The organism is Alteromonas mediterranea DE (assembly GCF_000020585.3).
GTDB lineage: Bacteria > Pseudomonadota > Gammaproteobacteria > Enterobacterales > Alteromonadaceae > Alteromonas > Alteromonas mediterranea.
In genome coordinates this window covers 3740612-3765534 of record NC_011138.3, presented here as the reverse complement: position 1 = coordinate 3765534, position 24923 = coordinate 3740612, and the positions used below count along the sequence as shown (strand labels likewise).

Annotated in this window: 25 protein-coding genes; 10 read left to right on the top strand and 15 right to left on the bottom strand. The window is 43.5% G+C overall.

Annotated elements, in window-relative coordinates; genetic code table 11:
- Positions 1 to 109 precede the first annotated feature (109 nt).
- The 3 genes from MADE_RS16680 to MADE_RS16670 are packed head-to-tail and all read right to left on the bottom strand — an operon-like array spanning position 110 to position 3343.
- A complete protein-coding gene (locus tag MADE_RS16680; RefSeq protein ID WP_012519815.1) occupies positions 110 to 898 on the bottom strand; it encodes a CLCA_X family protein in 789 nt (262 codons plus the stop codon).
- Between the two features lie 25 nt (positions 899 to 923).
- Positions 924 to 1460, bottom strand: coding sequence for a flavodoxin FldB (gene fldB / locus MADE_RS16675; RefSeq protein ID WP_012519814.1), 537 nt, complete (start codon positions 1458 to 1460; stop codon positions 924 to 926).
- Between the two features lie 17 nt (positions 1461 to 1477).
- Positions 1478 to 3343 carry a metallophosphoesterase family protein gene (locus tag MADE_RS16670; protein WP_023559895.1) on the bottom strand — a complete coding sequence of 622 codons (1866 nt, stop codon included), beginning with the start codon at positions 3341 to 3343 and terminating at the stop codon, positions 1478 to 1480.
- A 254-nt stretch (positions 3344 to 3597) separates the two neighbouring features.
- On the opposite strand from MADE_RS16670, the gene MADE_RS16665 reads away from it, so the two are divergent.
- Positions 3598 to 4719 carry a hypothetical protein gene (locus tag MADE_RS16665; protein ID WP_012519811.1) on the top strand — a complete coding sequence of 374 codons (1122 nt, stop codon included), beginning with the start codon at positions 3598 to 3600 and terminating at the stop codon, positions 4717 to 4719.
- A 97-nt stretch (positions 4720 to 4816) separates the two neighbouring features.
- On the opposite strand, the gene msrA is transcribed toward MADE_RS16665, so the two are convergent.
- Entirely contained in the window at positions 4817 to 5362 is a 546-nt protein-coding gene (gene msrA, locus MADE_RS16660; RefSeq protein ID WP_012519810.1) for a peptide-methionine (S)-S-oxide reductase MsrA, read from the bottom strand.
- A gap of 261 nt (positions 5363 to 5623) precedes the next feature.
- Here msrA and MADE_RS16655 point away from each other — a divergent pair, with 261 nt between their 5' ends.
- The 3 genes from MADE_RS16655 (at position 5624) to MADE_RS16645 (ending at position 8424) form a co-directional block, all read left to right on the top strand.
- Positions 5624 to 6019, top strand: coding sequence for a thiol-disulfide oxidoreductase DCC family protein (locus tag MADE_RS16655; protein WP_012519809.1), 396 nt, complete (start codon positions 5624 to 5626; stop codon positions 6017 to 6019).
- A complete protein-coding gene (locus tag MADE_RS16650) occupies positions 6009 to 6734 on the top strand; it encodes an SDR family NAD(P)-dependent oxidoreductase (protein ID WP_012519808.1) in 726 nt (241 codons plus the stop codon). Before MADE_RS16655 ends, MADE_RS16650 begins: the two co-directional genes overlap by 11 nt.
- 268 nt (positions 6735 to 7002) lie before the next feature.
- A complete protein-coding gene (locus MADE_RS16645) occupies positions 7003 to 8424 on the top strand; it encodes a sodium-dependent transporter (protein ID WP_012519807.1) in 1422 nt (473 codons plus the stop codon).
- A gap of 68 nt (positions 8425 to 8492) precedes the next feature.
- Here the strand turns inward: MADE_RS16645 and MADE_RS16640 are convergent, their stop codons facing one another.
- Positions 8493 to 9305 carry an NAD-dependent epimerase/dehydratase family protein gene (locus tag MADE_RS16640; protein WP_012519806.1) on the bottom strand — a complete coding sequence of 271 codons (813 nt, stop codon included), beginning with the start codon at positions 9303 to 9305 and terminating at the stop codon, positions 8493 to 8495.
- Positions 9306 to 9535: 230 nt separating this feature from the next.
- Positions 9536 to 10348, bottom strand: a complete 813-nt coding sequence (locus tag MADE_RS16635; protein ID WP_012519805.1) for a DUF2884 family protein — start codon at positions 10346 to 10348, stop codon at positions 9536 to 9538.
- A 335-nt stretch (positions 10349 to 10683) separates the two neighbouring features.
- Between MADE_RS16635 and MADE_RS16630 the strand changes: the two genes are divergently transcribed.
- The gene (locus tag MADE_RS16630) at positions 10684 to 10875 is read left to right on the top strand and encodes a hypothetical protein (RefSeq protein ID WP_012519804.1); all 192 of its coding nucleotides are present in this window, start codon (positions 10684 to 10686) and stop codon (positions 10873 to 10875) included.
- Positions 10876 to 10944: 69 nt separating this feature from the next.
- On the opposite strand, the gene MADE_RS16625 is transcribed toward MADE_RS16630, so the two are convergent.
- Genes MADE_RS16625 through MADE_RS16615 form a run of 3 tightly spaced genes read right to left on the bottom strand, consistent with a single transcriptional unit; the run spans position 10945 to position 14183 of the window.
- Positions 10945 to 12375 (bottom strand): mechanosensitive ion channel family protein, encoded by a 1431-nt coding sequence (locus MADE_RS16625; RefSeq protein ID WP_012519803.1) that lies wholly within the window; start codon positions 12373 to 12375, stop codon positions 10945 to 10947.
- 3 nt (positions 12376 to 12378) lie between these two features.
- Positions 12379 to 13272, bottom strand: a complete 894-nt coding sequence (locus MADE_RS16620) for an acyltransferase (RefSeq protein ID WP_012519802.1) — start codon at positions 13270 to 13272, stop codon at positions 12379 to 12381.
- Complete coding sequence (locus tag MADE_RS16615) at positions 13269 to 14183, bottom strand: acyltransferase (RefSeq protein ID WP_012519801.1); 915 nt, start codon at positions 14181 to 14183, stop codon at positions 13269 to 13271. The genes MADE_RS16620 and MADE_RS16615 overlap by 4 nt, the downstream gene beginning before the upstream one ends.
- Before the next feature lie 113 nt (positions 14184 to 14296).
- Here MADE_RS16615 and fghA point away from each other — a divergent pair, with 113 nt between their 5' ends.
- The gene (gene fghA / locus MADE_RS16610; RefSeq protein ID WP_012519800.1) at positions 14297 to 15139 is read left to right on the top strand and encodes an S-formylglutathione hydrolase; all 843 of its coding nucleotides are present in this window, start codon (positions 14297 to 14299) and stop codon (positions 15137 to 15139) included.
- A gap of 102 nt (positions 15140 to 15241) precedes the next feature.
- On the opposite strand, the gene MADE_RS16605 is transcribed toward fghA, so the two are convergent.
- The 4 genes from MADE_RS16605 to MADE_RS16590 are packed head-to-tail and all read right to left on the bottom strand — an operon-like array spanning position 15242 to position 20191.
- Positions 15242 to 17362 carry a sensor domain-containing protein gene (locus MADE_RS16605; RefSeq protein WP_012519799.1) on the bottom strand — a complete coding sequence of 707 codons (2121 nt, stop codon included), beginning with the start codon at positions 17360 to 17362 and terminating at the stop codon, positions 15242 to 15244.
- A gap of 9 nt (positions 17363 to 17371) precedes the next feature.
- A complete protein-coding gene (locus tag MADE_RS16600) occupies positions 17372 to 17857 on the bottom strand; it encodes a Rab family GTPase (protein WP_012519798.1) in 486 nt (161 codons plus the stop codon).
- Positions 17858 to 17872: 15 nt separating this feature from the next.
- Positions 17873 to 19636, bottom strand: coding sequence for an OmpA family protein (locus MADE_RS16595; protein ID WP_012519797.1), 1764 nt, complete (start codon positions 19634 to 19636; stop codon positions 17873 to 17875).
- Positions 19637 to 19639: 3 nt separating this feature from the next.
- Positions 19640 to 20191 carry a hypothetical protein gene (locus tag MADE_RS16590; protein ID WP_012519796.1) on the bottom strand — a complete coding sequence of 184 codons (552 nt, stop codon included), beginning with the start codon at positions 20189 to 20191 and terminating at the stop codon, positions 19640 to 19642.
- Positions 20192 to 20557: 366 nt separating this feature from the next.
- On the opposite strand from MADE_RS16590, the gene MADE_RS16585 reads away from it, so the two are divergent.
- On the top strand, positions 20558 to 21199 hold the full coding sequence (locus MADE_RS16585; protein ID WP_012519795.1) for a hypothetical protein: 642 nt from the start codon (positions 20558 to 20560) through the stop codon (positions 21197 to 21199).
- A gap of 185 nt (positions 21200 to 21384) precedes the next feature.
- Complete coding sequence (locus MADE_RS16580; protein WP_012519794.1) at positions 21385 to 21633, top strand: hypothetical protein; 249 nt, start codon at positions 21385 to 21387, stop codon at positions 21631 to 21633.
- A gap of 886 nt (positions 21634 to 22519) precedes the next feature.
- On the opposite strand, the gene MADE_RS16575 is transcribed toward MADE_RS16580, so the two are convergent.
- Entirely contained in the window at positions 22520 to 23650 is a 1131-nt protein-coding gene (locus MADE_RS16575) for a hypothetical protein (RefSeq protein ID WP_012519793.1), read from the bottom strand.
- Between the two features lie 78 nt (positions 23651 to 23728).
- Between MADE_RS16575 and MADE_RS20735 the strand changes: the two genes are divergently transcribed.
- A complete protein-coding gene (locus MADE_RS20735) occupies positions 23729 to 23866 on the top strand; it encodes a hypothetical protein (protein WP_012519792.1) in 138 nt (45 codons plus the stop codon).
- Positions 23866 to 24003 carry a hypothetical protein gene (locus tag MADE_RS20730; protein ID WP_012519791.1) on the top strand — a complete coding sequence of 46 codons (138 nt, stop codon included), beginning with the start codon at positions 23866 to 23868 and terminating at the stop codon, positions 24001 to 24003. The genes MADE_RS20735 and MADE_RS20730 overlap by 1 nt, the downstream gene beginning before the upstream one ends.
- A 158-nt stretch (positions 24004 to 24161) precedes the next feature.
- On the opposite strand, the gene MADE_RS16570 is transcribed toward MADE_RS20730, so the two are convergent.
- Complete coding sequence (locus MADE_RS16570; RefSeq protein ID WP_012519790.1) at positions 24162 to 24707, bottom strand: hypothetical protein; 546 nt, start codon at positions 24705 to 24707, stop codon at positions 24162 to 24164.
- Between the last annotated feature and the right edge of the window lie 216 nt (positions 24708 to 24923).

The following is a 24923-nucleotide window of genomic DNA, read 5'->3' as shown; positions in this document are numbered from 1 at the left end:
TTAGTATACTGCTTGTTACAAAAATATACAGACTTTTGTATAAAAACAGTGTGCTCATTAACACTTGTTGTTGAAAAAATACTCAGTTTCACGGTAATAAAACAACAAACTAGGTTTGTTTGCGTGAAATAGCGACACCTAATTGGTAAAAATACAACATCAATGCCTGGTTGAGTGATGTACGCAAGTTACCATGAGGATAAATGCCAAGTCTAGCTTCCGTTGATTTTTTTGTACCTTGCACCAAAAACGCATTTTTGATCTCGTGATCTTGAATACAGGCTTCAAATGCTCGGGCAGCCATCTCCTGAGGCATAGCATAATAATACATTTTTAGCGCGCGATCAGCTTCTACGGATCGTACAAAGTACTCATTTGGCCTTTTTTGATCATTTAAAAACAAAAGTGAGAAGCAATCGCTCAATTTTTGATTCAATGGATGAGGGTTCATAGGCGCATTGTCTAGCCACGCCTGTGTTGCAAAACTGCCTGCAGCTATGCCTTCAAACATACGAGGCGCAATGTAGTGGTCGAACGCGTGAAACCACTCATGAGCCAACGCACCGGCACCCGCGTTTTTCGCCAAGGCAAGCTGTCGCTTTGCACTATTGTAATGCGCGCTGCTGTGTTTTTGGCCGCCACTGCCAAACGCAAGAGAAAGGGATCCGTTTAGCGAGAGCACCTGTTCATTTATATTTAAGATCGCAACTAGATCGTAAAGGGCATCAAAAAAAAGATTCGCTGCGATCTGCTGTTCTTCAGCGGTTACCCATCGGCCAACCGTGATGGTGGCAAAATTGAACAGTTTGCGAATGTCTTGAAAGGAAACGTCTGCGCCATCCCTATGACTTGGGCTATTGCGATAAAACTGCTGATGTAGGCGGCCTTTATTGTCCAACGTTTGTGTCCGTTTTTAACAGGAGTTAGGCCATAGAGACCAGTAATTTCTCACACCATGCTTCAATACGCGCATCGGTTTTGTCGTATTGATTTTCATCATCTAGTGATAAGCCAACGAACTGGGTTTTGTCTTCAGTTAGCGCTTTTGAGGCCGTGAATTCATAGCCTTCATTTGGCCAATAGCCCACGATATTGCTGCCTGAGGGTACAATTGCATCGTGAAGCATACCTAGTGCATCTTGAAACCATTCTCCATACCCAAGCTGATCGCCAAGGCCAAATAACGCAATGGTTTTGCCAGACAGGTCTAAGCCGTGAACCTCTTCCCAGTGTGACTCCCAATCTTCCTGAAGTTCACCGAAATCCCACGTTGAAATGCCAAATATAATAATGTCGTATTCTGCGGTGCGCGTTAAACTGACATCTCTAATATTGTGCAAATCAACGATGTCTTCGTCAAAAAGGCTATTGAGCTGCGCTTGAATCTTTTCTGCCGCCATTTCGGTATAGCAGGTTGTAGAGCCGTAAAATAACCCGATTGACAGTGCGCTATCACTCATTAGATACCTCTTTTCAACTAATCGTTTTTTGAAGTGGGGAATTCTACCTCTTTACCGTTGCTCAACAAAGCCTTGCACTGCACATCGGTGTTTTTATGTGAAATTTTTAATACGCCTATTGCACATCCGTTGAATAATTCGCCATACCCCATACTTGGCTCTCTTGCTTTTACCGACATATTTCTTCGACGAGTAAAAAGGTTCAATGGCGATTTAGAGCGATAAAGAATGCGGTTTAGTCTATCTAGCCATTTGATCAATCCATCGGGGAAGGCGTTTTTTAAACCGCTACAGGTGAATTGCGTGATATGAGGGCTGTTGCGACGAAAACGCAGCCGTACGTCGTACACGAAAGAATAGTGTACGTCGCCAGATAATATGATGAACTCAGGTGGCGTTTTGTAATGCCTAAAAATGTTGAGCATTACGTTTGCCGTACCTTTATGGGCCATCCAGTTCTCAGCATCCACGGTGAGGGCTTTACCAAAAAAGGTAAACACTTTTTGAATGGCCTCGATAACTTTTACGCCGTAAATCGGAGCGGCAGAAACAACAATAACCGACTCTTTTCCAATAATGGAGTGTTGAAAGTCGCACAGCGCTTCCCAATCCATTAAGCCGGAAGGTTTATTCATGTCAGATTCTGAGCGCCATCGCTGGGTTCGCGTATCTAAAACTTCTATAGGCGGTGTTGTATCAAGGCGATAGTGCCACTGGTCAAAATCGAGTAGGTCGTCAATGATCTCATCATGCTGAGCTATACCTTGCTCACCTGTAGACTGTTTTAGTTTTTCTATTAGCGCCGTCACTTTTTTAGGAGCGTTTCCCCAGCCTTGACAGAGTAGGTAGCCAATAAGCGCGTTGCCTATCATGCGTTTAGACAATGGGTTGCCGTAAACCTCTTGTTCCCAGCCGCGGGTTAAATTCCAGTCATCGGTTACGTCGTGATCGTCAAAGATCATGTAGGTTGGAATGTGGGCAAGCGCGCGTCGCACCTGCGGCAGTTGCTTTACAAAGCCTTTAAGTGCTTCATTTTCTTTATCAAAAGTTGCGCTGTATTTGTCGGGAATACCGTCTTTATCAATCGTTATTTCGGCCCACAGTGTGTCGGACCACACCAATAAGTACATGGCAATGATTTCTGCGCTGCCGATCAGGTGGTTTTGCGCGTTTACCGATGTGAACACGGGCTTCTTTTTCGCACCAAAGAAAAGAGATGACAATACCGTGTTTGTCGAAATCTGCGGCAGTAGTTGCTCGCGTTCATAATAGCCGTGAGGGTGTGTAGCAAGTTCTTGCGTATTACTTACCACTGCGCCCTCCAGTGTCTCATGAAACAGGCCTAAACGAGCGATCACGCTATGTATGGCTTTAAGCATAGGGCCTGCAACATCATCGGCGTATATCTGATCCCCTGTCATCAGCAACAGATCAGGGAAGCTACTTTTTTGTCCAAAGGCATGTTCATGAAGCGTGTCTACCTGCGCTAACGCATCGTCACTGTGAAAATGCGGCTTGCGACACGAGCCGTGTAAGATAGTCTTTGGCGTTTCGGTAAAGTGAAAACTTAACGTCGATTGCCCTGTGTACAGAAGCGCTTGCTGCTCTTTGTGCCACCTGGCCTGGTGTTCCTTGTTATCGAAGTGAAGTTGGTAAGATACCCGAGCGCTATCGTCAAATGGTTTGGAGGCTGAAAATGAAAGTAAATGGATGAACGCGTGCGTGCCTACGCAAATGGTTTCGCTTTGGCGGTCGCCGTCAATCGGCGCTTCATCATGTGACAAGGTTAATGAAGGTGCATCATCCGAACTGGTTACTACCCAAATATAACAAAGGTTAGATGTAACTTTTCTCACGATGGGCCCTGCTATGACGAGGGGCAAGTGCTGCGTAGAAATGACGTTCTCCTTCAATGTTATCGATATAGCTGTAATCAACAAGCACGGTGCATACAACGCGTAAGCCACAAATAACGCAGTGGGTCTTTGCGCATTACCTTTTACGCATGTTGTTATGAGTACTGTAAAATATCGTCATAACCTTACCCTTTTTTGTGCATAAACGGTATGCTCGATATACTCCCTTACAAATTTTTATTTTGCCCACAGTCGGTTAAATAGAGACAGGACTTCACAACATGCTTAAACACTTAACGAGTGCTGTGGTTACAGCATTGCTGCTGAGCGCCTGCAGCGAGCCCCAAGACGTGATTATTACGCCAGAGCCCCAAGACTTAACAGAAGTTACCGTGGGAAGCTGGATTTTAGATCAAAATGGTAGGGTAATGTTTGATCCCCAAACATCGGGATTAGTAGAAATTGATGGTGAACTTGTCACTATTGCCGATGCAAGCGCAGACGCTACGCAACAATTAAAGCTACACACTATTGCGCCAGAAACCGCCACACTTAGCGTATCGAGCGAGCGTTTTTCGTTTGCCAGAAGTGTGCGTAGAAGCTGCTTTTTCAGCTATCTTAGTGAGCAGCCTGATTTGGAAGCATTAGCCGTAGACCCCAGAAATACCGATGTGATTTATACGGTAACCGAAGATGCCACACGCACCGGAGCATTAAGTCCACGGTGTGAAACCAAGTATGAGGATACCGGTTCAACAGACTATCCCACCTTGCTGGTCAAGCTTACCCGCAAAGATAATGGCACAGTAGAAATGTCAAATGTGCGTCCACTCCAATTTCCTCTAGCACTTGAAGTGGGTAATTTTCCTAACGACGGTATTGAAGGTCTTGCCATGGCCGACGACGGTACCTTGTATTTAGGGTTAGAGAAGGACAAGGCCGGCCAGCCAAGAATTTTCTCGCTGAATGTTGATGACGGTTTTTTTGAATCCAGTGACTTTGCAGCGCTAAGTGAACCTAGTTTGCAGCTACCCCGGTTTACATCTGGTAATCATCCTATCAACGGATTAACCTTCTACACGCACACAACAGGCGCGTCGTATTTGCTGGGGGCTGCAAGAAATGACAATGAACTTTGGGTAATTGATGTCAGCGGTAAAAAGCCAACCAAACGCATACCTATTACCTTTGATGTTGCCGGCGACGAGAATTGCGAGCAGTACACCATGGATAATGCATCGATGGAAGGGGTGGTGGTCATTAAAGATACCCTGTGGATCATTAACGATCCTTGGGAAAAGAACTACTTAAAAAACGCGACGTGTGATGCTCACTTAAGCCGATATGAAGATTTAGCGCCTCTATTATTTCCACTTAAGATAAATAACGCGTGGTTTAAATAAATCAGTGTTAGCGCTGACACATAAAAAAGGTTGCTAGCACCAATAAAGCAACCTTTTTTTATTAAAACGGGACCAGCGTTATTCGCGCTGATTCTCGTTACGCGTCACTGCGCAGACGAGAAGCAAAGGTTTTCTTAAACTTCGCCAGTTTCGGCGCAACCACCATTGAACAGTACTGGTTTTGCGGGTTATTTTTGAAGTAATCCTGATGATAGTCTTCGGCATCGTAGTAATTGTTTATCTCTACGATTTCCGTAACTACTGGGTCAGGCCAGATTTCTTCTTCAGTAATTTCTGCGATGATTTTCTCAGCTTCAGCCTTTTGCTCGGCGTTGTGATAGAAAACCGCACTGCGATATTGTGGGCCTACGTCGTTACCCTGCCGGTTAAGCTGTGTAGGGTTGTGCAACGCAAAGAAAATTTCCAATATTTCGCGATAGCTAATGCTATCTGCATCGAAGGTTACCTGTACTACCTCGGCGTGGCCGGTAGTACCGGTGCATACTTCTTCATAAGTTGGATCGGCTTTTTCGCCCCCAGCATAGCCAGAAATAGCTTTTTCTACACCCTCAACGGTGTTAAACGCTGATTCGATACACCAAAAGCATCCGCCCGCCAAAGTCGCGACTTGTAAATTTGCCATAATAAAACCTCTCATAATCTATGGTTGTAGTGTGGGTGCGCCCCGCCTTCAACACAAGTCATCCAAGCGTGTTTTTTTATCGTATAAACGAATATTAAATAAGAATAATGTGATGTCATCGCAAAAGGTTTTAAGCTTGACGCTCCAAATGCGCGTGATGAGTTTTACGATAGATTACGGCTCCAGTGAGGGTTATTGATTTTGCCTGTTCGGGCAAAACAGCCATTATCGATGCGTTCTATGTAGTAGAGGTAGTAAAAAGTGATCATTTTCTATGACGGCTATTGCCCCTTATGTATCGCAGAGATGCGACACCTAGCAAAACGAGATAAACACAACAAGCTAACGCTGGTTGATATTCAGTCGCCTGATTTTTCTATTCGCTATCCCGCGCTAGACTGGCACGCGCTTAATGCCAGAATACATGGACTTCGTGATGATGGTACCTTGATAACCGGCCTCGATGTCACCCATGAGGCGTGGAAAGCGGTTGGTGTAGGCTGGCTTTACGCGCCCCTTCGTTGGCCGCTTATTCGCCACGTGGCCGATGCCTTTTATAACGTTTTCGCGAAGCATAGATACACTATTTCTTATTTGCTGACGGGCAAAAAACGCCAGTGCGACCGCTGTATACCAGGAGAGCCCAATGAAAAATAAGGTGTTAGTTGTTGGGGCTTCTGGGGGAATTGGGGCTGCGCTAGTTGACCAATACCGCTCAATGGGCAATGACGTTATCGCGGTAAGCCGTGCGCCGGCTTCAGACTTTGAGCAAACAGAAAGTGTCACATATTATCAAATCTCAACGCAGGACGATAAACACATAGGTGAGTTTGTACAGCAGTTAGCGCAGCAGGGGGTAGTGATAAGCGCTGTGGTGATAACCACGGGTTTTTTGCATAACGAGGAAAACGCCATTCACCCGGAAAAGCGTTTAGAGGATATAAACGAAGCGGCACTGTCGGCGTATTTTGGTACTAACAGCATTACGCCTGCGCTGTGGCTAAAACACCTTGTTAATATCGTGAGCAAAGAAGGCTCGACCCTTGTATGTCTAAGTGCACGTGTGGGCAGTATTTCTGATAACGGCTTGGGTGGCTGGTATGGCTATCGCGCGTCGAAAGCCGCACTTAACATGTTTGTTAAAACCGCATCGGTTGAATACAAGCGTAGAGTAAAAAATACAATGCTGGTTTGCTATCACCCGGGCACCGTTGATACCGGGCTTTCAAAGCCTTTTCAAAAGAATGTCGCTGCTAAGAAACTATTTACCCCTGAGTTTACGGCGAAACAGCTTATTACGCACCTTTCTCAACTAGATAGAGAGCAAGTTTGCCATTTTATCGACTGGAACGGTGAAGTGGTAACTTGGTGATACGGTCTTTCATCATTTCAACAAGTTCAACATCAAGACTTTTTATTTCACTGCTGTTACCATGCTATTTTTGGGATTGGTGCAGCGTATTGATAAGCCCATAAAGGTTGCAATACAACGCGTTGACGCCACACGTGAGTCATAATAACAGAACGCCATCCTGATAATAAAATAATACCAGTTCGCATGGCATTAACCTTCGACATACAACAGGTGTCGGGTTTTTATTGCGAACTGCTATAACAATAACTCAACGAGAGGAAGGGATATGAGCGGGGCCAGAGAACAGTTCGGATCGCGCATAGGTTTTATTTTGGCTGCTGCCGGTTCTGCAGTAGGCATTGGTAATTTGGTTGGTTTCCCTGTCGGTGCAGCTAAAAACGGCGGCGGCGCATTTTTGTTAATGTACGCCATTTTCGTTTTTGCGATATGTTTGCCGGTTATGCTGGCGGAAATGTCAGTAGGACGCCATGCTAAAAAAGACCCATTAGGCGCGTACAGCGATATCAGCGGTAACGAAAAAAAATGGAAGGTCGCAGGTTGGTTAGCCATTGCTACACCTTTCATGATTGCCGTTTTCTACATGGTTATCACCGTGTGGCTTTTTGGCTATTTGTTTGAAGCGGTAAGCGGAAACTTAGACAAACTCGCTAACCCCGAAACCTTTGTGCTGTTTATTAACTCAGAGGCAATCTTCGCCTATATGGCAGTTGTGGTTGGGGTGGTGTACCTCATACTTCAAGGCGGGGTAAAAGAAGGCATCGAAAAAGCGGCAAAGCTGCTTATGCCAGCACTCTTTGTTATGCTCATTGGCTTGGTAGTGTTTGTACTGACCCGAGAAAATGCCATGGCTGGGGTTAAGTTCTATATCGTGCCTGAGTTTTCAAAAATCACGGCTGAAGTTGTCAACGGCGCCTTGTCGCAAGCCTTCTTTTCGCTGTCGTTAGGTATGGGTATTCTGATCACTTACGGAAGCTATATTGATAAACGAGCGGATGTGCCTAACTCGGCCAAATTGGTTGCATTAACCGATACGGCGGTTGCATTTACTGCGGGGTTAATGATTCTTCCGGCTATCTTCTCCTTTAACCCAGATATTAACCCTGATGATTTAAGTGAGTCTTCGGTTGGCATGATCTTTACTTACCTACCGAGTATCTTTCTCGCGTTACAAGATTCAATCGGGTATCTCGGTGCGTCGATTGTAGCGAGCTTGTTCTTCTTGCTTGTGTTCTTCGCAGCAATTACTTCACTGGTATCTATTTTTGAAGTACCGGTTGCGGCATTGATGGACGAGAAAGGCGTAAGTCGCAAATGGGCGCTAGGCTCTTTAGGCAGTATTATGATTGTGTTAGCCATTTTGAGCGCATTATCGTTCGGTAAAGTGGATATGTTGACTTCGTTTATGCACTACGCAGGGGCAGATAAGTCTTTGTTTGATGTGATTTACGACGTGTTCTACGACACTATTTTACCGCTCAACGGCTTACTTATTTGCTTGTTTGTTATTTACCGTTGGAAGAGCGCTAACTTCAACGCGTCTTTGGAAGAAGGTAGCAGCGGATACAAGGGTAGCTGGTTTGAAAAGTATGTAGATGTGTCGCTTAAAACCTTTATACCGTTAATTCTGCTTGTTATTTTTATAAACACAGTCGCAGTGAAATATTTTGGGTTTAACCTTTTCGGGTAAACCGCTTCACACATTACATCTAAACAAAAACGGCAAGCTTGGTAACGGGCTTGCCGTTTTTTATTGATTTAGAACATGCGATAGGGGTCAGCGAACTCGGGCGTAATACCTAACTGCGCCCAGCATTCGCGGGCGTCAATTACTTTCCCGCCAGGCTCAGCGTCGGTCCCTGTAAAATCAGGCGGCTCAATACCCATGGCTTTAGCAGCCTCAACATAGTACAGCCCCCGTTTGGGGTGAGACAAACTACACAGATGTATCGTGTCATTCAGTGGGGTACAGCGAATAATTTCGCCAAGCGCCTTAACGATATCAAAAACGTGAACCAGGTTTATTCTTTTATTACCCGCTTCTAGCTGACGTCCACTTAACGAACGGGCCGGGTGACGGTCTGGGCCAACCAAGCCCGCTAACCGCACAATACTTACGTTAATTTGCTCTCGCAGTGACAGTAAATATTGCTCTATTGCTACATGCGCTTTTGCCGACGCAGTTTGAGGGTTGGTTGGGGCCTGCGCTGTCAATGTCTCATCAGTATTATCACCGTAAACCGAGGTCGTACTGATAAAAACAATATGCCCAACGCCCGCCCTGATCGCGCTATCTATTAATGACAGCATGTGCTTTGTAAAGGCGTCTAAATTGGTGCTTCGTCGGCCGGGCGGTACATTGAGTAATAAGGTTGCATTAGGTAAATAGCGTTCAAGGGGCTTGGTGTTATCTCCTAGCGCATATTCAAGTGCTTCGATACCTTGCGCTTGTAACGCATGGCATTTGTCCCGACTTCTACTTGTGCCGACAATATTGAAATCATCGTTAAGTGCTTCGCCAACATACCCGGCTAACCATCCATAACCCGTAATTACTAAATTTAGCGTCATAGTCTCAATACCCTTTGTTTAATAGCCGTAGATTACATTAATTTGCAAAGCCTTGCTTTTATCAATACGTAAGTCGTTTTACTGATTGCCTTAAAAAGCGGCACTAAAAGCGCAAAGGTTTAAACGGGGTTAATACACGAGTATAGGGGGCGGACTTGCGAAAAAAGCCAACTATGGGCGTTACCCATCATTGGCTTTATAGATGTTAATGGTTTTGATACGAAGGGCTATTACATCATCATTTCTGCATGACCATCGATATCTAACAGGTTCAGCTCTTCAAGCCCGGCAATTGACGCCTGCATTTTTCCTTCAGCATAATCAGCCTGTTTCAACACTTTACACAAAGCATCGCCTTTTTCTTCTAATGCGGCGGCTTGACTCTCAAGACGATATTCTAGGTCTTCACCCCAACGTTCCATTTTTTCTTCGAATTCAGACATATCGCCGCCTTCCCATAGCATCTGAGTACCTACGGCTATTAAAATTCTGCCTATCGACTCGCTAATCAATGACTCTATCTGTGTTTCAAATTCTTGTTCCCAGCTTTCGTCAAACCAACCTGGCTCATCGAACTTGGTTGAATCGACACGGATATTACCCGCTTCATCATAAAATGAGGTGTTGAGCTTAGCGTCGAGCGAGTCAAAGAGTTCACGAAAGTCGTCGCCCATTTGGTCGCCGCCAAGGAGCTCTGTGAATACTTCAGTTACCGCGACATTAGCAATCTCTAAACCTTCACTGGCAATGTTCAGTGTCATTGGAATGGCCATATCTATATTGTCGTAGTATTCACCCACCCACTTTTTTTGCTCGCGATTAAGCGACACAGCTTCGCCGTTAACGGTCATATTGTGTTGAGCGTCTATGCTCATCACCGAGCCATTATCCATGGTTACGGTTAACTCGCCTTGATAGTATTGAATGTGACCATCAAGCTCCATATCACAGCTGGTGGTCTGAAAGTTCTTATCGTGTGCAAGTGCCTGTCCACTGATTAAAGCGCTGGTGATGACAACTGAAAGTAATAGTTTGTTAGACATTGTTCATTCCTTATTTCACTAATAACACGGTAGTGCGCGTGCAAAATGTAGTTCGGTATAGCCAGGGCTTGCTAAAAGCGGCGGCGATAGCCTGTTTGCAAAGAATAGAGCAATGCTCTTGCCATAATTTAAAGATTATATTTTTCAGTGGGTTATGTTTTTTTGAGAGGGCGGGAAATATAGGCGGCTTCATTTTTTGGCGAATATAATAATAAATTAGCCATTTTGACTAAGATCAATTTATGCCTTTTACGGCATATTTAAACCCATCCAAGCATGTTCAAATCTTAATTATTGGTGCATAATACCCCCAATAATTTTAAGGGGTTATCACAATGGCTGATTGGATTAATGCAATTATGTTTGGTGTTGCGCTAATTGCCTTTACGCTAGGGCTAAGCAGCATCGTTATGGGCTTTATGACTGCTAAAGCAGGTGCTGAAGGTATGCAGGAAAAAATCGAGTACGGTTTTTTTGGCGTTACAGGTTTGGTGCTTTGCATGCTGATGGCCTATGCCTTAGCTTAAGCAAAAAGCGTTATGAAAAAACCGGCTTCAAAGCCGGTTTTTTTACGTCTGTAAAACAGTTATTGATGGTTACGCTTTCGGCGTGCTGTGAGGCTCTGCAGGCGTGTTTACACTACGCTCTGTCCTTTCATCGGCACTTTCATCGGCACTTCCATCAGAACTTTCACTTGTACTTTGCTTGGCACTATTATCAGCACCTTGCCTGGCGTTCACCTTTGCCTCTTGCTGATAGGCACTGTGCTCGCGGTGGGCTAAAAGCGAGAGGTGACCGTCTCGCTGGTAGGCGCGTAGGTCGAACAGGTCAAGCATGGCCATGACGTGGTCGAAAATATCCGACTGTACTTTCTCGTATTTGACCCATTCTTTTTCTGCGCTAAAGCAATAAATTTCTAAGGGCAAACCTAGCTCATTAGGGGGAAGCTGCCTAACCATAAGCGTAAGCTCTTGGTTGATATTCGCATGCTTGCGCAAATAGGCTTCTAAGTAGGCTCTAAACGTACCGATATTGGTTAGCTTGCGGTTATTGAGTAAATCCGACTCATCAATGGAGTAATCCCTGTGATAAGCACGCAGTTCGTTTTTCTTTTTATCGATATATTCGTTGATATAACGAATTTTTGAAAAGCGGTCTAACATATCTTTGTCGCAGAGTTTGATAGAGTGCACATCAATATAAATGGCGCGCTTAATTCTGCGGCCGCCGGACTCCTGCATGCCTCGCCAGTTCTTCACCGCTTCAGTAGTAAGGCTATAAGTAGGTAGTGTCGAGATTGTTTTGTCCCAGTTTTGTACCTTTACATTGGTTAAGCCTATTTCAAGTATTTCACCGTCAACTTCGTATTTCGGCATGGCTATCCAATCACCGGTATTAAACATGCGGTTGGCGGCAATCTGTATACCGGCCACAAAACCTAAAATAGTGTCTCTGAATATCAATAACAGCACCGCGGCAATAGCGGTTAGGCCCGATACAATAAGCAACGGACTTCTATCGACTATTAAAGAAATACTCAGCAGTATAGTAATGATTGCAAAGGCAAGTTTAGTCACCTGAATGAACCCTGTAATCGGGGCTCGTCGGGAAAGGGCTGAGGCGTTGTAAACGTCTTCTACTGTGCTTAGCATGGCGTACAAAGCGAGTAAGCCACTGTAAAGCATATACAGCTGAGCACTTTTGATTACCATACCGTGCATGACGGCTTCATCATCGATAAGTACTGGAGTGGCAACGTAGATGAATAGCGCAGGGAAGAGGTGCATTAAAGGTCTAAAGAAGCCATGCTCTTGAAGCGCGTTGTCCCATTTATTATTAGACTTGTAAACCCAGCTAGCAATTTGCGGGCGTACTAATAACCGCGCAATAATATAAATGAACGCTGCAATTATCAGGGTAGACCCTAGTGCAAGCACTGTATAAAGCGGGTCCTCAGTGGTTAAGTTTGGGAAAACGTCGTTTACCAAGTGTATAAAGTAATCGCGTACTGAAGCACTCACTTCCATTATTTATGACTCCAATAATTGCTTTATGCGGTTGTCTTTATTTTTCCATAAGCTATTTAACCAGTTTTGGAAATAAAGACGAAATTCAGACTCTGTACGTTCTGACTGCTGTTGTAACTCGGGTACAGGCGTTACGTTTACATCAATAACAATTTTAGTCATCTGGCCGCTTAACATTGCCATCATCGGATGACGTTTATTTTCAGGGTAGAGCAAAGAAATATCCAGTACGTTCGTAAATAACTCGCCCATGGCTGATAAGGCGAAAGACACGCCCCCCGCCTTAGGTGGAAGTAAGTTGACATAGGGGCTTTGCTTTGAAAGGTGCTTCTGTGATGTAAAGCGTGTTCCTTCAACAAAATTTATCACTGTAGTCGGCACGGTTCTGAACTTTTCACAATACGCTTTAGTGGTTTCCAGATCCTTTCCCCTTTTTTCAGGGTGCTTCTCTAAATAAGCACGGGTATACCTGTGCATGAAAGGCATATCAAGTGCCCACGCGCCAAGCCCTACAAAAGGCAGCCAGATAAGCTCTTTCTTTAAGAAAAACTTGGGCGCTGGAATACGGTGTGTAGCGAATTCAATAAGTAAAATGATATCGAGGTAGCTTAGGTGGTTCGCGATAATAAGATACCAGCTATCTTTAGAAAGCGTGCCGTGAACAGAGCACACAATGTCGACCTTGTTGAATAGGCGAATCAATATGACACTAATGCGGCCAAAGCTAAACATCAGCGCGTGCATGACCTTATTCCACGCTGTTCTAATTTTTCCGTTCGGCAATAAAAGCTTTACCAAACCCAATAGAATAATAAGCCCACCCCACAAAGCTAAGTTAAGAATTTGCAGTGTGGTATGTAAAACGAAGATAAAAGGCGCAAGTACTAGACGGATCATAATGGTTTCTGAGTTGCGTTAAGTGATGCTAAACGTTGATCTTTGGCATGCCAACGCTCATTTAGCCATGTCTGAAAGCGGGCACGCACTTGTGGGTCATCAAAATAGCTGTCGTTGAAAACCCCATTGTCCATAATCTCTTTTACTGGCATCACATCAATATTCACGCGAATGTCGCGAACTTTACCGCTTACGAAATCCCAAAACGAGGGGACCCCATTAGGATAGTCGATGGTAACGTCAATAAGTTTATGTAGCTGGTCGCCCATGGCCGACAACACAAAAGCAATACCGCCGGCTTTAGGCTTTAGCAAGTGCTCAAACGGAGAGTTCTGTCTATCATGCTTGGCTGTGGTGAAACGCGTGCCTTCTACGAAGTTCATTATACTTACCGGCTTATTGCGAAATTTTTCACACGCTTTGCGGGTGGTTTCCATATCTTTACCTTTCAGGTGCGGATTTTTAGCAATGAAAGACTTCGAGTAACGACGCATGAATGGAAAATCGAGCGCCCACCAGGTAAGACCTAAAATGGGCACATAAATAAGCTCTTTTTTGAGGAAAAACTTCAGAAAAGGAATCTTTCGGTTAAATACACGTTGAAGAACGAGGATATCGACCCAAGATTGATGGTTAGCAACAACGAGGTACCAATCTTTTCGAGTCAGTTTTTCCAGCCCGTTTACTTGCCACTTTGTGCGTCCACTAATGCGCTGATTAATATTATTGACGCCTATCCACGCGGTGGCGCATGCGTCGAGTAAATAAGAAATGAAACGCCGCCACGGGGCGATAGGGATGAGTTTAAAAACTGCCAATATAAAAATAGGCGTAGACCACAAAACTGTGTTTAAAAAATAAAAAATGACCGAAATAGTGCCAACAATATGATGCAGCAGTGCTTTTACCATTGTACTTACCTCAAAAATTAGGCGCTTAGTGTAAACGAACTTGATCTAAAATCCGATAGAGCCTTTACTGATTCCACAATAAAGGTGCAAATTTACGAATTTAAGGAGCTGAAATGGAACTTATTGGCGAAAATAGAGCATTTGGGGGGCGTCATTTACGCTACACCCACAAAGCTGAAACAACACAGTGCGATATGACATTCGCGATATTTCTTCCCCCTTTCGCTTCGAAAGAGAAGCCAGTGCCAGTATTGTATTGGCTGTCGGGGTTGACCTGTACCGACCAAAACTTCATGCAGAAAGCAGGAGCAATGAAACTAGCGGCCGAGCTCGGTATGGCAATAGTCGCACCAGATACATCACCTCGAGGAGAAGGTGTACCTGATGATGATGAAGGATCTTATGATTTCGGCCTAGGCGCTGGATTCTACGTAAACGCTACTCAAGCACCGTGGAATACGCATTATAACATGTATAACTACATTGTTGATGAATTGCCTGCGCTTATTGAAAGTGAGTTCCCTGTTACTAAAGAGCGAGCCATTAGTGGCCATTCTATGGGGGGGCACGGTGCCTTAGTTATCGGCATGCGTAATCCGAATAAATTTGTATCTGTGTCTGCTTTTAGCCCTATATCAAACCCATCTGATTGTCCGTGGGGACAAAAGGCGCTTGGCCGTTACTTAGGCGATGATAAAGAAACGTGGAAGGATTATGACGCTTCTGTGTTACTTGCAAGTAAAACACACAGCGTGCCGCTTTTAGTTGAGCAAGGCACAAAAGATGAGTTTTTACACGAGCAACTAAAGCCGCAAACGTTAGTGCATGCTGCACAGCAATCAGACACCCAGTTAACGCTAAACATGCATGAAGGTTATGATCACAGCTATTTCTTCATCGCTTCATTTATTGAAGAACACTTAGAGTTCCACGCGGGGCATATGGGCCTTATTTAACAATATTTCGAATGTGGAAAGCCGAAGAACGGCGATGTAAATCGCGGTCTTCGGCTTTTTTATTTGTAGATAGGGTAAGAGATGGTGTAAGTCATTGCCTGTTTATTTAAGCTTTTGCGCTAGCGAAATAAATTCCTTTATAGCGACGGGGCGTTGGTATAAATACCCTTGACCATACGCACATTGATGACTTTGTAAAAAGTCTTGCTGCTGCTGGGTCTCAATCCCTTCAGCGATGATTTTTATATTCAGGTTATGTGCTAAACCTAAAATAGCTTGCACAATGGCTTGGTCGTCGGTGTTTTTTTCAAGTTCACTTACAAACGAGCGGTCAATTTTAAGTTCGTCAATTGGCAGCTTTTTCAAATACACGAGTGAACTGAAGCCTGTTCCAAAGTCATCAATCGATACGGTAATCCCCATCCCGCGAAGTTCGTTCAACAGAACCGAAACCACATCTAAACTTTCTACCAACACGCTTTCGGTAAGTTCAATTGACAGGTTTGAGCCCGGCAGCTGATGGTCTTCAAGTGCGTTCTTAATTTGGTTAAGCAAGGCCAAGTCTGAGACTTGTCGGCCCGAGATGTTAATTGCTAAACGGATGCCTAAATTGGCCCCTTTTAAGGCGTCAATCGCATTACACGCTTCATTGATAAGCCACTCACCAAAGGGGAAGATGAGCTCGCTTTTCTCCGCTAGTGGAATAAATACTTCAGGGGAAATAAATTTTCCCTCGGGCGTAATCCAACGTGCCAAGGCTTCACATTTAACAATTTTACCTGTGGTTAAATCGACGATAGGCTGTAAAAAAAGCTTTAGCTGGTTTTCGTCTATCGCTTTGCGAAGCTGGTTTTCAAGTTCATTAATGGCGAAGTGCTGTTTATGTAACTCTTCGCTATAAGTTAGCGCAGTATTACGCCCCTGATATTTAGATGCCTGTAAGGCAATATCAGCACACTGAAGCAGACCCTCAGACGAACTGCAGTGGGCAGGGTAGTTAGCTTCACCAATATTCACCCCTAAGTTTGGCTCGCTTCCATTAAGGACGGTATAGGTTTGGGTTAACTTTTGAATAAGGTTTTTTACGTACTGCTCGCTCGATTCATTCTTAAACGTATCTTCACGTTTCACTAGGGCGAATTCGTTACTGCCAATTCTTGCTATAAAGCCGCTATTGCCGACGAAGGCCTGCAGGCGAAGCGCGAAGGACTTGAGGATCTCATCTCCTGACTGATAGCTAAGCGCTTCATTTATTCTCTTGAAACCGCAAATATCAATAATGAAAAGCTTGAATGCCGTTTCCTCTTGCACAAGACGTTTTACGGTATCAGTAAACAGATTCCGATTGGCAACCTTGGTTAGCGAGTCCATTCCGCTAGCGGTTAATACGCTCTCTTCTTTATTGTGAATATGTGTAATATCAGTAAACAGGTAAACCCAGTGCGTCAGCTCATCTCCCTGTAACACTGGGTGAATGGTAACTTGAAGCCAGACTTTGTATTCGTCCACCGGCTGCCAATAAAGCTCTCCCTGCCAAGGGGCTTTTTTCTTCACAAGAGTTGGTAAGAAAGAGGCGGGGGCATCGATACCTTTTAATAGCTCACCTACGCGGATTGAGCTTGGTGTTGTACTGCTGCAAAGAAGAAGCCTATGAGAGGCTTTGTTATCAAGAACTAAACCGCCCTTATCATCAAGAATAACCACACCTGTTTCAAGGTTGTGAATTGCTTGTTGAATAGGAGGAACCAATTTCTGCATTCGTTTATTTTTGCGAAGCACACTGTTTAATTTGTGCCTTATATATTCATGCTGACCAACGATTTCGTGGTGGCTTAACAATAGCTCTCTTGCGGCTTGCAGGGTTTTTCGCTTTTCGTCGAATTGTTCTTCAATGTTTTTAACTACTAAGTAGCGCGAGCCAGATTCGCTATTAATCGCTAGTGCCTCAAGACGTAGTACCTGCTTTTCATTTTGTTCTGTCCAAAAGCCTGAAGACAAGGTAAAAGAGGTATCGCCTTTCCACACCTCACCGGCATCTAGAAAGAAATCATCTAGGAAAATGGAGGGGATATGCTTTTTTTGTAGCCGGTTTTTTTCGTCTAATGTGACAACGTGAGGAAGCCATGGTAATTCTGGGGTTAGGCACTCTAATTCTTCTTCAGCACTGCACTTGAATAAAGCGCAATTCGTAATGCCTAACGCATTTAATAAATGAATATCCATGGCAATCTCCTACCAAAACGCAATGGTACTAAATAAGTTCTCTACATTTTCACCGGTTTTTGCGCTGGTTTTTGTAAGCGAAGTAAATTTCTGAGCATAAGTGTTTAGCTCTTCCTCACTCCAATGCCAACTTGTTGGAAGGTCGGTTTTATTAACAACGAAAAATGCAGGAATGTCAGGGTAGTGTTCTTTGGCGAGTTCTAAAATTTCCATGCCTTCAAGCAAAGATTGAGAACGGGTCTGGTCTACCACAACGATGTAGGCGCTGGCCCCTCTAAGGTATCGAGGGTTGAAACCACAGTATCTGTCGATACCTTCTAAATCCCAAAGCAGAAGCTGAACACCGCGTCCCTCTTTATTGACTTGCTTCTTGTCTATTTTTACACCAATAGTGGTCTTGTACTTTTCAGAGAAAATACCTTCGACGAACTGCTTGATTAGGCTTGTTTTTCCAACACCAGTAGGTCCTAAAATACAAACTTTTTTCTGTATCACTGAAAAGTTTCCTTACTACAGCTCACTGGATATTAATACGTTTAACATAACTGAACGTCCCATTGATGCGTTTTGCAATGGTAGCTCTCCTAAGCTTACAGGTATAAGGATATCACTTTCTACACCAAGTGAAATTAATGAATTCACAACATTCTCTGCGCGTTTTTGGCTAAGCTCACGATTTCGTGCACTTGAACCTGAGTTGTCACTGGCACCCATTACCATAATGCTAACAACCGTATTGGTTTTGTTGGCAAGAGATAAAAGTTGCTTTATTTCGTTAGCCAGTGATTCTAATTTGGCTAACTGTACTTCAGAAAGCACTTGTTGGTTAGTAGCAAAAAGTACAGTTTGCGAAGAAATTTTATTAACTAACCGGTTTAGCGCCGCTTTTTGTATAACAGCATTGTCGATTTGATGGGCTGCTTTTACGTTAAGCGCATCCGTATCTACATGAATTGACGAAATACCTGGAATACGCCCCATTCGTTGGGTAAAGCGCTGAGCGGTTGAGGCGAATACGCTTCCCGAAATCACTGCGTTATTATCCTCTTTAGCGTTAAGCGACAAGGTTTCTGTTTCACTTAAGTGCAACGCATTAACCAGCGTTTCGAGTTTACGCAATATCACATGGGATTTGAGCGAGACAAACGGCTCTTCACTAACAATCACTCTGGATAAGTCAATATCACTTTCGCTAAACCACTGGTTAATGCTGGTGGCGGCGGGATCTCGTAGCACCTTTGCGTGTACTTTTCCGTTTGAAATATAAGTGTCGGTAAGGATGACACCAGGTGGAGGCACAAGCTCGTGTAAATCGCTTTTTAATACAGTCAGCGATAGCCGCATAAATGATAGAATAACTATCGCGAACAGCATTGCTAGAAGTACAACGCCGCCGATAAGGCGCTTCGATTTCTTACCTTCGCCTTCTTTTCTTTCACTTACCAAGCAGTCGGCCAAAATAGTTTCGCAGCCATCAAAGGGGGCGTTATCACCGTCATAGTTGACTAAGGGCTGTTGGTAAAAGTGGTGAAACTCTTCTAGCGTCTGCTGCAGCTTGCCGCGCACTTCGGGCGGAACGCTGCCTGTTACTGCCGCCACAAGTAGAGCCTGGGGGCCAATTTTAATAAGTAATGTGAAATCTTCTGTTTTGATTTCACCAAGCTCGTTTTCTGATTCCGTGCTTGTTACGCCAAAAGCGTCGGCCACAAAATCATTAATGGCAACTAGCATGGAAGAAATGAGATCGGCATCTTTTTCTTTATCAGGATCTGATGAAATACTGTGAAGAAGTGTTCCGGTCTCTCTATGAATAACCAGAAGCTGCTGAACCTGATATTGATAGATTTGTGAGGCAACGTATTCAGAATACTTGATACCCGACTGCCATGCTCTAAATCGCCACGAGATACTCTTCGGACTTAGGCTGTGTTCAATAAGCGCGTTGGTTCGTTCTACGAATTCAATCAAAAACGACGAAACCGCTTTTCTTACCAATGTGCCAACAAGGGGATAAAGCGTGCCTACAATTTTCTCACTGTTTGCCTCTATGGAGCGGTGCAAAGACTTTTCAACCAGAGGGACAAGTACCTTGTTCACTGAGCCATCTTTGGTTTCACGCTCAAACAATGCTTCTGAAACAACACTACTTACAAAGCCCTTTGCATCGTTATTAAGCTTCTCTTGAACAAACTTGTCGTCTCGCCCAATAAGCAGCTCTCTGACTTTATCCAGTGAGTTGTCAGGCAAATCAGCTGGTGCTCCCTTGTCAGTCATTAATTAGCTATCTGTGGCGAGGTTGGTAGCCATAGTTGAAAGTAGGTTCGCCAGTGTTTTCCTGTCGGTTTTACTTTCTGAAAGCTCGCTCGTTACCTGCTGAAGTTTTTCCAGCAATTCTTGATGGCGTTTGCTAAACAAGTTATCCAAGGATTCAAGCTCCTTAACAACATGAGCTTCAAGCGCGTCATTGTCACTTTTCGCTGCAGTTTCAGCTATTTCCAGCTCACTTTGTAATTTATCAGTCGTATTTTGAAGCTGCTCTTGAACATTACTGTGATTGTCATTAGCACTGGCCAATTGATTAGAAAGTTCAGAGATTTGTTGATCGATAAGCTTACGTATATCGTTAAACTGATCATCAAGATGTGTATTCAGTTTTGCAAAGCTGTCGTTAACGCGTGACTCAAGGGCAGACAGATCTGCGCGAAAAGCACGGTTAGTTTGACCAAACAAAATTTCTCTTAATTGAGCAAGTTCGTCTGCTGGTTGAGGGGCGCTTTGGGTTTCGTTAACGTCTTGCGCTTGCTGGTCCTTCGGCTTCTTGTCCGCCATAAAATGTCTCCAAGGGCGCGGTTTATTTGCATCAGGCATGCAAAAAACGGCTATCACATATTTATCTATGCTAATAATTTTTAAGTCCTACTCTATACAATAGCCCCAATTTGAAAACTTTGAAATACGCTAAAAGCATAATAGTGGTAAGCACCTAGCAAAAAGCAGCGCTGTTTCAGTAAGTTGTTATTAGCCTTTCTGTGCGGTCTCCTCGTTTAGTGTGCGCAAAAAAGCATAAAAGACGGGGGAGAAAAGTTAGAACAACCCACTAATATCCGCGTAAGTAATATTGAAAGCTTTTATCGCTACCGATTACTTCCTTTGTTTAAAGAAGAACTACCTGAAACCCATAGGCAAATAGCCGGTATGTCATTTTCAAAGGCATTGGGTTTTCTCACTCAGCGCGAGTCGATAGGTCATCCTTTTTCAAAACTTAAAACCGAACTTCTCGCACTAAGTAGTAAGACTAAAGAGTCTGATTGGCCAGCAATAATGGCAGCAGGGGTAGACTACATTCAGCAGTCGCCATTACTGCTAAAAGAATTTTTGGCAAATTATCAGGATATAAAGCCTTTGCTTAGTGCCTCTTTTGCATCTATTCCGAGCGACAGTGCTAGCAAACTAATCGCGCTTTATGAAAATGGGATTTTACACGTAGAGCAAAGCCATAGTGTAAGAAAGAACGAAACGTCGCATTCACGTTCAATAACGGTAGACGCTAAAGGGGTTCTTGGTAAGGCTGATAAGCTTGCAACCCTGAAAAAGCTCATCGAGTTTTCTGATAAAGATAAAACATACGCGTGTGATAAAATCCTAACAGATTTAAGTATTTCCCATTCACATGAGTTATTGCGTAATGGAAAATCAACCGGAGTCTTTATAGGGTCGGCGTATGCAACGCCTTGGTACATTAACGTGCCTGGGTTAGATTCATGTGCCAGCTTTGCCAAAAAGATAGCAATGAACTGTATGCAAAATCGGCAGCTTGAAGAAGCGGTGGGTGAATAATGTTGCTTGCCACTAGCCTATTTTTATCGCTATTCAGTACGGTCGTAATCATCATCTTTCACTATTGGGGATTAAGAACGATTACACGGTTTTCAAGGCGTTTTACGTCGCATTTTTTCATGAGTGTATCCGTGGTTATTTTCCTCTTCTTAATTCATATAATAGAAATATTATGGTACGCACTTATGTTGTATTTCGCATTCGACATCGTTGGTTTAAATGGCTTTCAAGGTGATACTGTTCTATTGCCCTTAGACTTCCTTCACGTAGCAGCTAGCAGCTTTACTACCTTAGGCAGTTTATCGGTAACGCCCCAACAAGAGTTAGCGCTTTTGATTGACGCTATATCGCTCACGGGGTTTATGATGCTTACTTGGTCTGCCACTTATTATTATAATATCTTCTCAAACTCAAACCTTCGTGACACTTACTAGCGGGTGGGGGCTTATCAGTAGCCGGTGAAACACCATGGCTTTCATATCGTCATAGTCCTGTGCATCCATGTTGTACGGATAAGCGTCCAGCCATCGCGTGAGCTGTCCATTTGTTCATTTATCTTTGGTGTTCACTATTATTGAACAGTACAAAATAATGAACAAGAAGACGTCCATGTCTAAAATTTTTAGGGGAGAAAGGGGCCGCTAGAAAGTTTAGTAAGAGCTATCGCTCTTTTTCCTCGAACATGTAGGCAGCTTCAATGTAATTGAATGCTGCACTGTCTTTCTCATCTCGCGTTCATACCGCTATAAGAAAGTGGAAAAGAAGGCGTTCATTTTGGTTCATGTAAATCTTGCAGTCATCAATGAGCGTAAGTTTGCTGCACAAGCCAAACAGTGACGTTCAATATGGTGACTTTTTATTTTGGATGCTAAGAGGCGCACGACGAGGGTGAAGTGAATGTTTTAGACTTGGAGAAAACTATCTTGCCTTTGTTTTTCTGCTTTACAGAAGTAGAATATACAGTTCGTTCTCCGCGAAGCCGCTTGTTGATTGAGTAAAAGCCATATTTTTGTATTCCTACTGTGTCCCTCTAAGGGATAAATCGACGGAATAACACGGAAATGTCACTAATTTTGAAATCGGTAAAAATGCGATGAGATTTACTTTTTTACATATTAATCAAGGTTTTAATGTCTATGTCTGACATCTCTTTCAATCGTAAATTCTCTGTCGCTCCAATGCTGGATTGTACGAGCAGTTCTTCTCTAGCCCTTTAAATATAAGGTTTTAAGCAGCGCTCCCTCAATATGATTCCACCTATTAGTCCCTGCGTTAGTGCGAAAGTCTCGCAAAACCATGCTAATTGAATTCGACGACATATCAAGGTTGGAGTGTTCCGTTTTTGATATAATGCTGGAAGCGCTTTTCCACGAGATCCCTGACTTCCTCTACCTTAGCGAACTCAGCTTCAATATGAGTAAGTAGTTGTTCGGTATCTTCCCTCTTGTTGCACCTTTTAACCAGTGTCATCTGAACTGAAGTCAGGCAGTTAGATATGAGATAAATGAGAAAAGCCTCCAGCTCCTTTTTAGAATCCCCAAATGAGTAATAAGAAACGAGTAGGTTCTTCCTGAACGCACTAAACGTGAAGAGGCTATCTTTCCTCCACCGTTTAAACTGCTGCTTAATTGCCTCCACATCGGGATCAACGGTATCTGGTATACAGTCTTTACCTAACTCATCATCTTGCTGTTTCATAACCGCAATATGTTTGTAAAAATGAGTCCAAGGCTTAGTCTTGCCCTCATGGTGGATACGCTCGTATTCTTTTTTGAATTTGGACAGCAACTTTTCATTGCTGTGAGAAAACTCACTCTTATCTTTGTCCAGCGTCGGCATGATCGAGTTAATTAATTTAGGTTTCTCTTGATGAATCCAGATTGCAGCAATTTTTTCAAGGACAATGCACCAATAAAGCGTTATGCGAGTGAGGAATGTAATGTCGGCTTTAAGCGAGTTTTCTTCCATCACTTCTTGGTTCACGGTTAACCATATTGATATATATTGATACAGTGCCTCCCGCGAAGCTCCCTTTTTACATTCACGCAGAAAAGCTCGCTCAGCCTCACAGTGTTCCTCGATAAATAGCAGTATGTCCTTAATGTCTTTATCTTCTTCATCTAAAGCGTGACGAAATCCGCTTACCCATGAGCGGATGATGATCCAATCCCCGACAATATCTCCCTTCTGGTACTCAGGTTGCCAAGAGAAGACAGGCTTTTTTTTATGAGGAAGGTGGGTAAAAAAATTTACTACATCATCGACTGTTGAAGTTCCGGCCCTGATATTTCTAAATAACTGTTGGTCATGGGTATAAGTGTCTTTGCCAGTAAAAAGCCGTGCACACTTAACGATAAAATCAGCCTCACTTTCGATGAGCTTTGATGCATCGATCAAAAGCCTTGGCAGGCCGTGAAACATCAAACCTATATCTTGTTTATCCCCAAACATATTTCACTCAAATGTCCCTTTTTTGATGATTGTATTAAAGCAGAATACACATCGAGCAACAAACAAGGAGAAGCTCTTATGTCAAATATTAAACCTAAAGACAACTCAGCGAACATGACCAATCGTAATAAAGGTACATCTGGAACGAATAGGCAGTACGACCAAGCGATGGGCAACCGTGGAAAGCTGATTCAACAAAATAGGGGTAAAAAATAATGAGTAGAACATCGAATGACGACAGAAGCGACAGCATGAACCCAAACAACGATGCTTATTGGGATAGCTTGGACAATCATGCTGACCAACTGAATCCAAATAACGATGAATATCGTGGCGAGGATGATGAAGATTAATAGTTGTTGAAAGGGAAGCTAAGCTTCCCTTTTCATACAGCAAGGCTTCTTTCAGAGGGCCGTACTCGTTACAAATACCGGAAACATAAGCGCTATTTTGATAACGTATGTTTCAACAAATTTCATGTATCAACTATTTAGCCAATTTAGGCTTGAATCTAATCAGTCGAACTATCCCCCAGAACCACTACCTCCCTCTTTTTGTAAAAGTAGTCAGCTAGATCTAGCACGCTTACCAAGGGACGAGATTTGCGATTTTCTTTCTCGACTTCCATGTAGCACAAATCTTTATAAGCTCCGCTTTTCAGCTTTGCTTCCGCCGAACTTGGCGCAATTTGGAAAAGCTTAGCGGCCTCAGCAAAGGGAACAACAGCGCGATTGCCTAGCTGCTGAAAGAAAAGGGTGGCAAGTTGATGTTTAGACATTAACGCGTTTAGCGCATCCACAGACTGTTCGTGAAGACTGTTATCTTGCATGTTTTTTTGGGTACTCAGTTTAGCTGACTTGCTTGCGACTAAATCCTTAGCCACTTGCATCAACGAAATATCACAATCCAATTCCTTAGACTGTGCGAAATACTTTGCCAGATCGGTAAGAAGCGTCTTCGAAGCAGGTTTCGCTGCAAACCACGTTGAGATATCACTTGGTTGTACATACGCATTATTGAATTGTTGAACCAGTAATGAAAATAAAGTGGTTACCATCGAGTACAGCCTCATTTTGTTCTGACAGTTAAAAGTGTATTTGGAAAAGCGAGAAATAAACACAACCTCATTTGCGCTTTTGTGAAAATAATCTGCGATGTGAGCGAAGACATTCTCAAAACTTACTTCTTGGTAAATGTTAGCGATTAGGCATACACAAAGCGCCTTAAAATCAAAAAATTGTTTGAAAAATTAAGTTTGGTGGCTATTAGTTAG

Coding starts and splice junctions, on each gene's coding strand:
- fldB (WP_012519814.1), bottom strand. CDS start 1,460: ATGAGTGATAGCGCACTGTCAATCGGGTTATTTTACGGCTCTACAACC.
- MADE_RS16665 (WP_012519811.1), top strand. CDS start 3,598: ATGCTTAAACACTTAACGAGTGCTGTGGTTACAGCATTGCTGCTGAGC.
- msrA (WP_012519810.1), bottom strand. CDS start 5,362: ATGGCAAATTTACAAGTCGCGACTTTGGCGGGCGGATGCTTTTGGTGT.
- MADE_RS16650 (WP_012519808.1), top strand. CDS start 6,009: ATGAAAAATAAGGTGTTAGTTGTTGGGGCTTCTGGGGGAATTGGGGCT.
- MADE_RS16645 (WP_012519807.1), top strand. CDS start 7,003: ATGAGCGGGGCCAGAGAACAGTTCGGATCGCGCATAGGTTTTATTTTG.
- MADE_RS16640 (WP_012519806.1), bottom strand. CDS start 9,305: ATGACGCTAAATTTAGTAATTACGGGTTATGGATGGTTAGCCGGGTAT.
- MADE_RS16635 (WP_012519805.1), bottom strand. CDS start 10,348: ATGTCTAACAAACTATTACTTTCAGTTGTCATCACCAGCGCTTTAATC.
- MADE_RS16630 (WP_012519804.1), top strand. CDS start 10,684: ATGGCTGATTGGATTAATGCAATTATGTTTGGTGTTGCGCTAATTGCC.
- MADE_RS16625 (WP_012519803.1), bottom strand. CDS start 12,375: ATGGAAGTGAGTGCTTCAGTACGCGATTACTTTATACACTTGGTAAAC.
- MADE_RS16620 (WP_012519802.1), bottom strand. CDS start 13,272: ATGATCCGTCTAGTACTTGCGCCTTTTATCTTCGTTTTACATACCACA.
- MADE_RS16615 (WP_012519801.1), bottom strand. CDS start 14,183: ATGGTAAAAGCACTGCTGCATCATATTGTTGGCACTATTTCGGTCATT.
- fghA (WP_012519800.1), top strand. CDS start 14,297: ATGGAACTTATTGGCGAAAATAGAGCATTTGGGGGGCGTCATTTACGC.
- MADE_RS16605 (WP_012519799.1), bottom strand. CDS start 17,362: ATGGATATTCATTTATTAAATGCGTTAGGCATTACGAATTGCGCTTTA.
- MADE_RS16595 (WP_012519797.1), bottom strand. CDS start 19,636: ATGACTGACAAGGGAGCACCAGCTGATTTGCCTGACAACTCACTGGAT.
- MADE_RS16590 (WP_012519796.1), bottom strand. CDS start 20,191: ATGGCGGACAAGAAGCCGAAGGACCAGCAAGCGCAAGACGTTAACGAA.
- MADE_RS16585 (WP_012519795.1), top strand. CDS start 20,558: ATGTCATTTTCAAAGGCATTGGGTTTTCTCACTCAGCGCGAGTCGATA.
- MADE_RS16580 (WP_012519794.1), top strand. CDS start 21,385: ATGTTGTATTTCGCATTCGACATCGTTGGTTTAAATGGCTTTCAAGGT.
- MADE_RS16575 (WP_012519793.1), bottom strand. CDS start 23,650: ATGTTTGGGGATAAACAAGATATAGGTTTGATGTTTCACGGCCTGCCA.
- MADE_RS20735 (WP_012519792.1), top strand. CDS start 23,729: ATGTCAAATATTAAACCTAAAGACAACTCAGCGAACATGACCAATCGT.
- MADE_RS20730 (WP_012519791.1), top strand. CDS start 23,866: ATGAGTAGAACATCGAATGACGACAGAAGCGACAGCATGAACCCAAAC.
- MADE_RS16570 (WP_012519790.1), bottom strand. CDS start 24,707: ATGGTAACCACTTTATTTTCATTACTGGTTCAACAATTCAATAATGCG.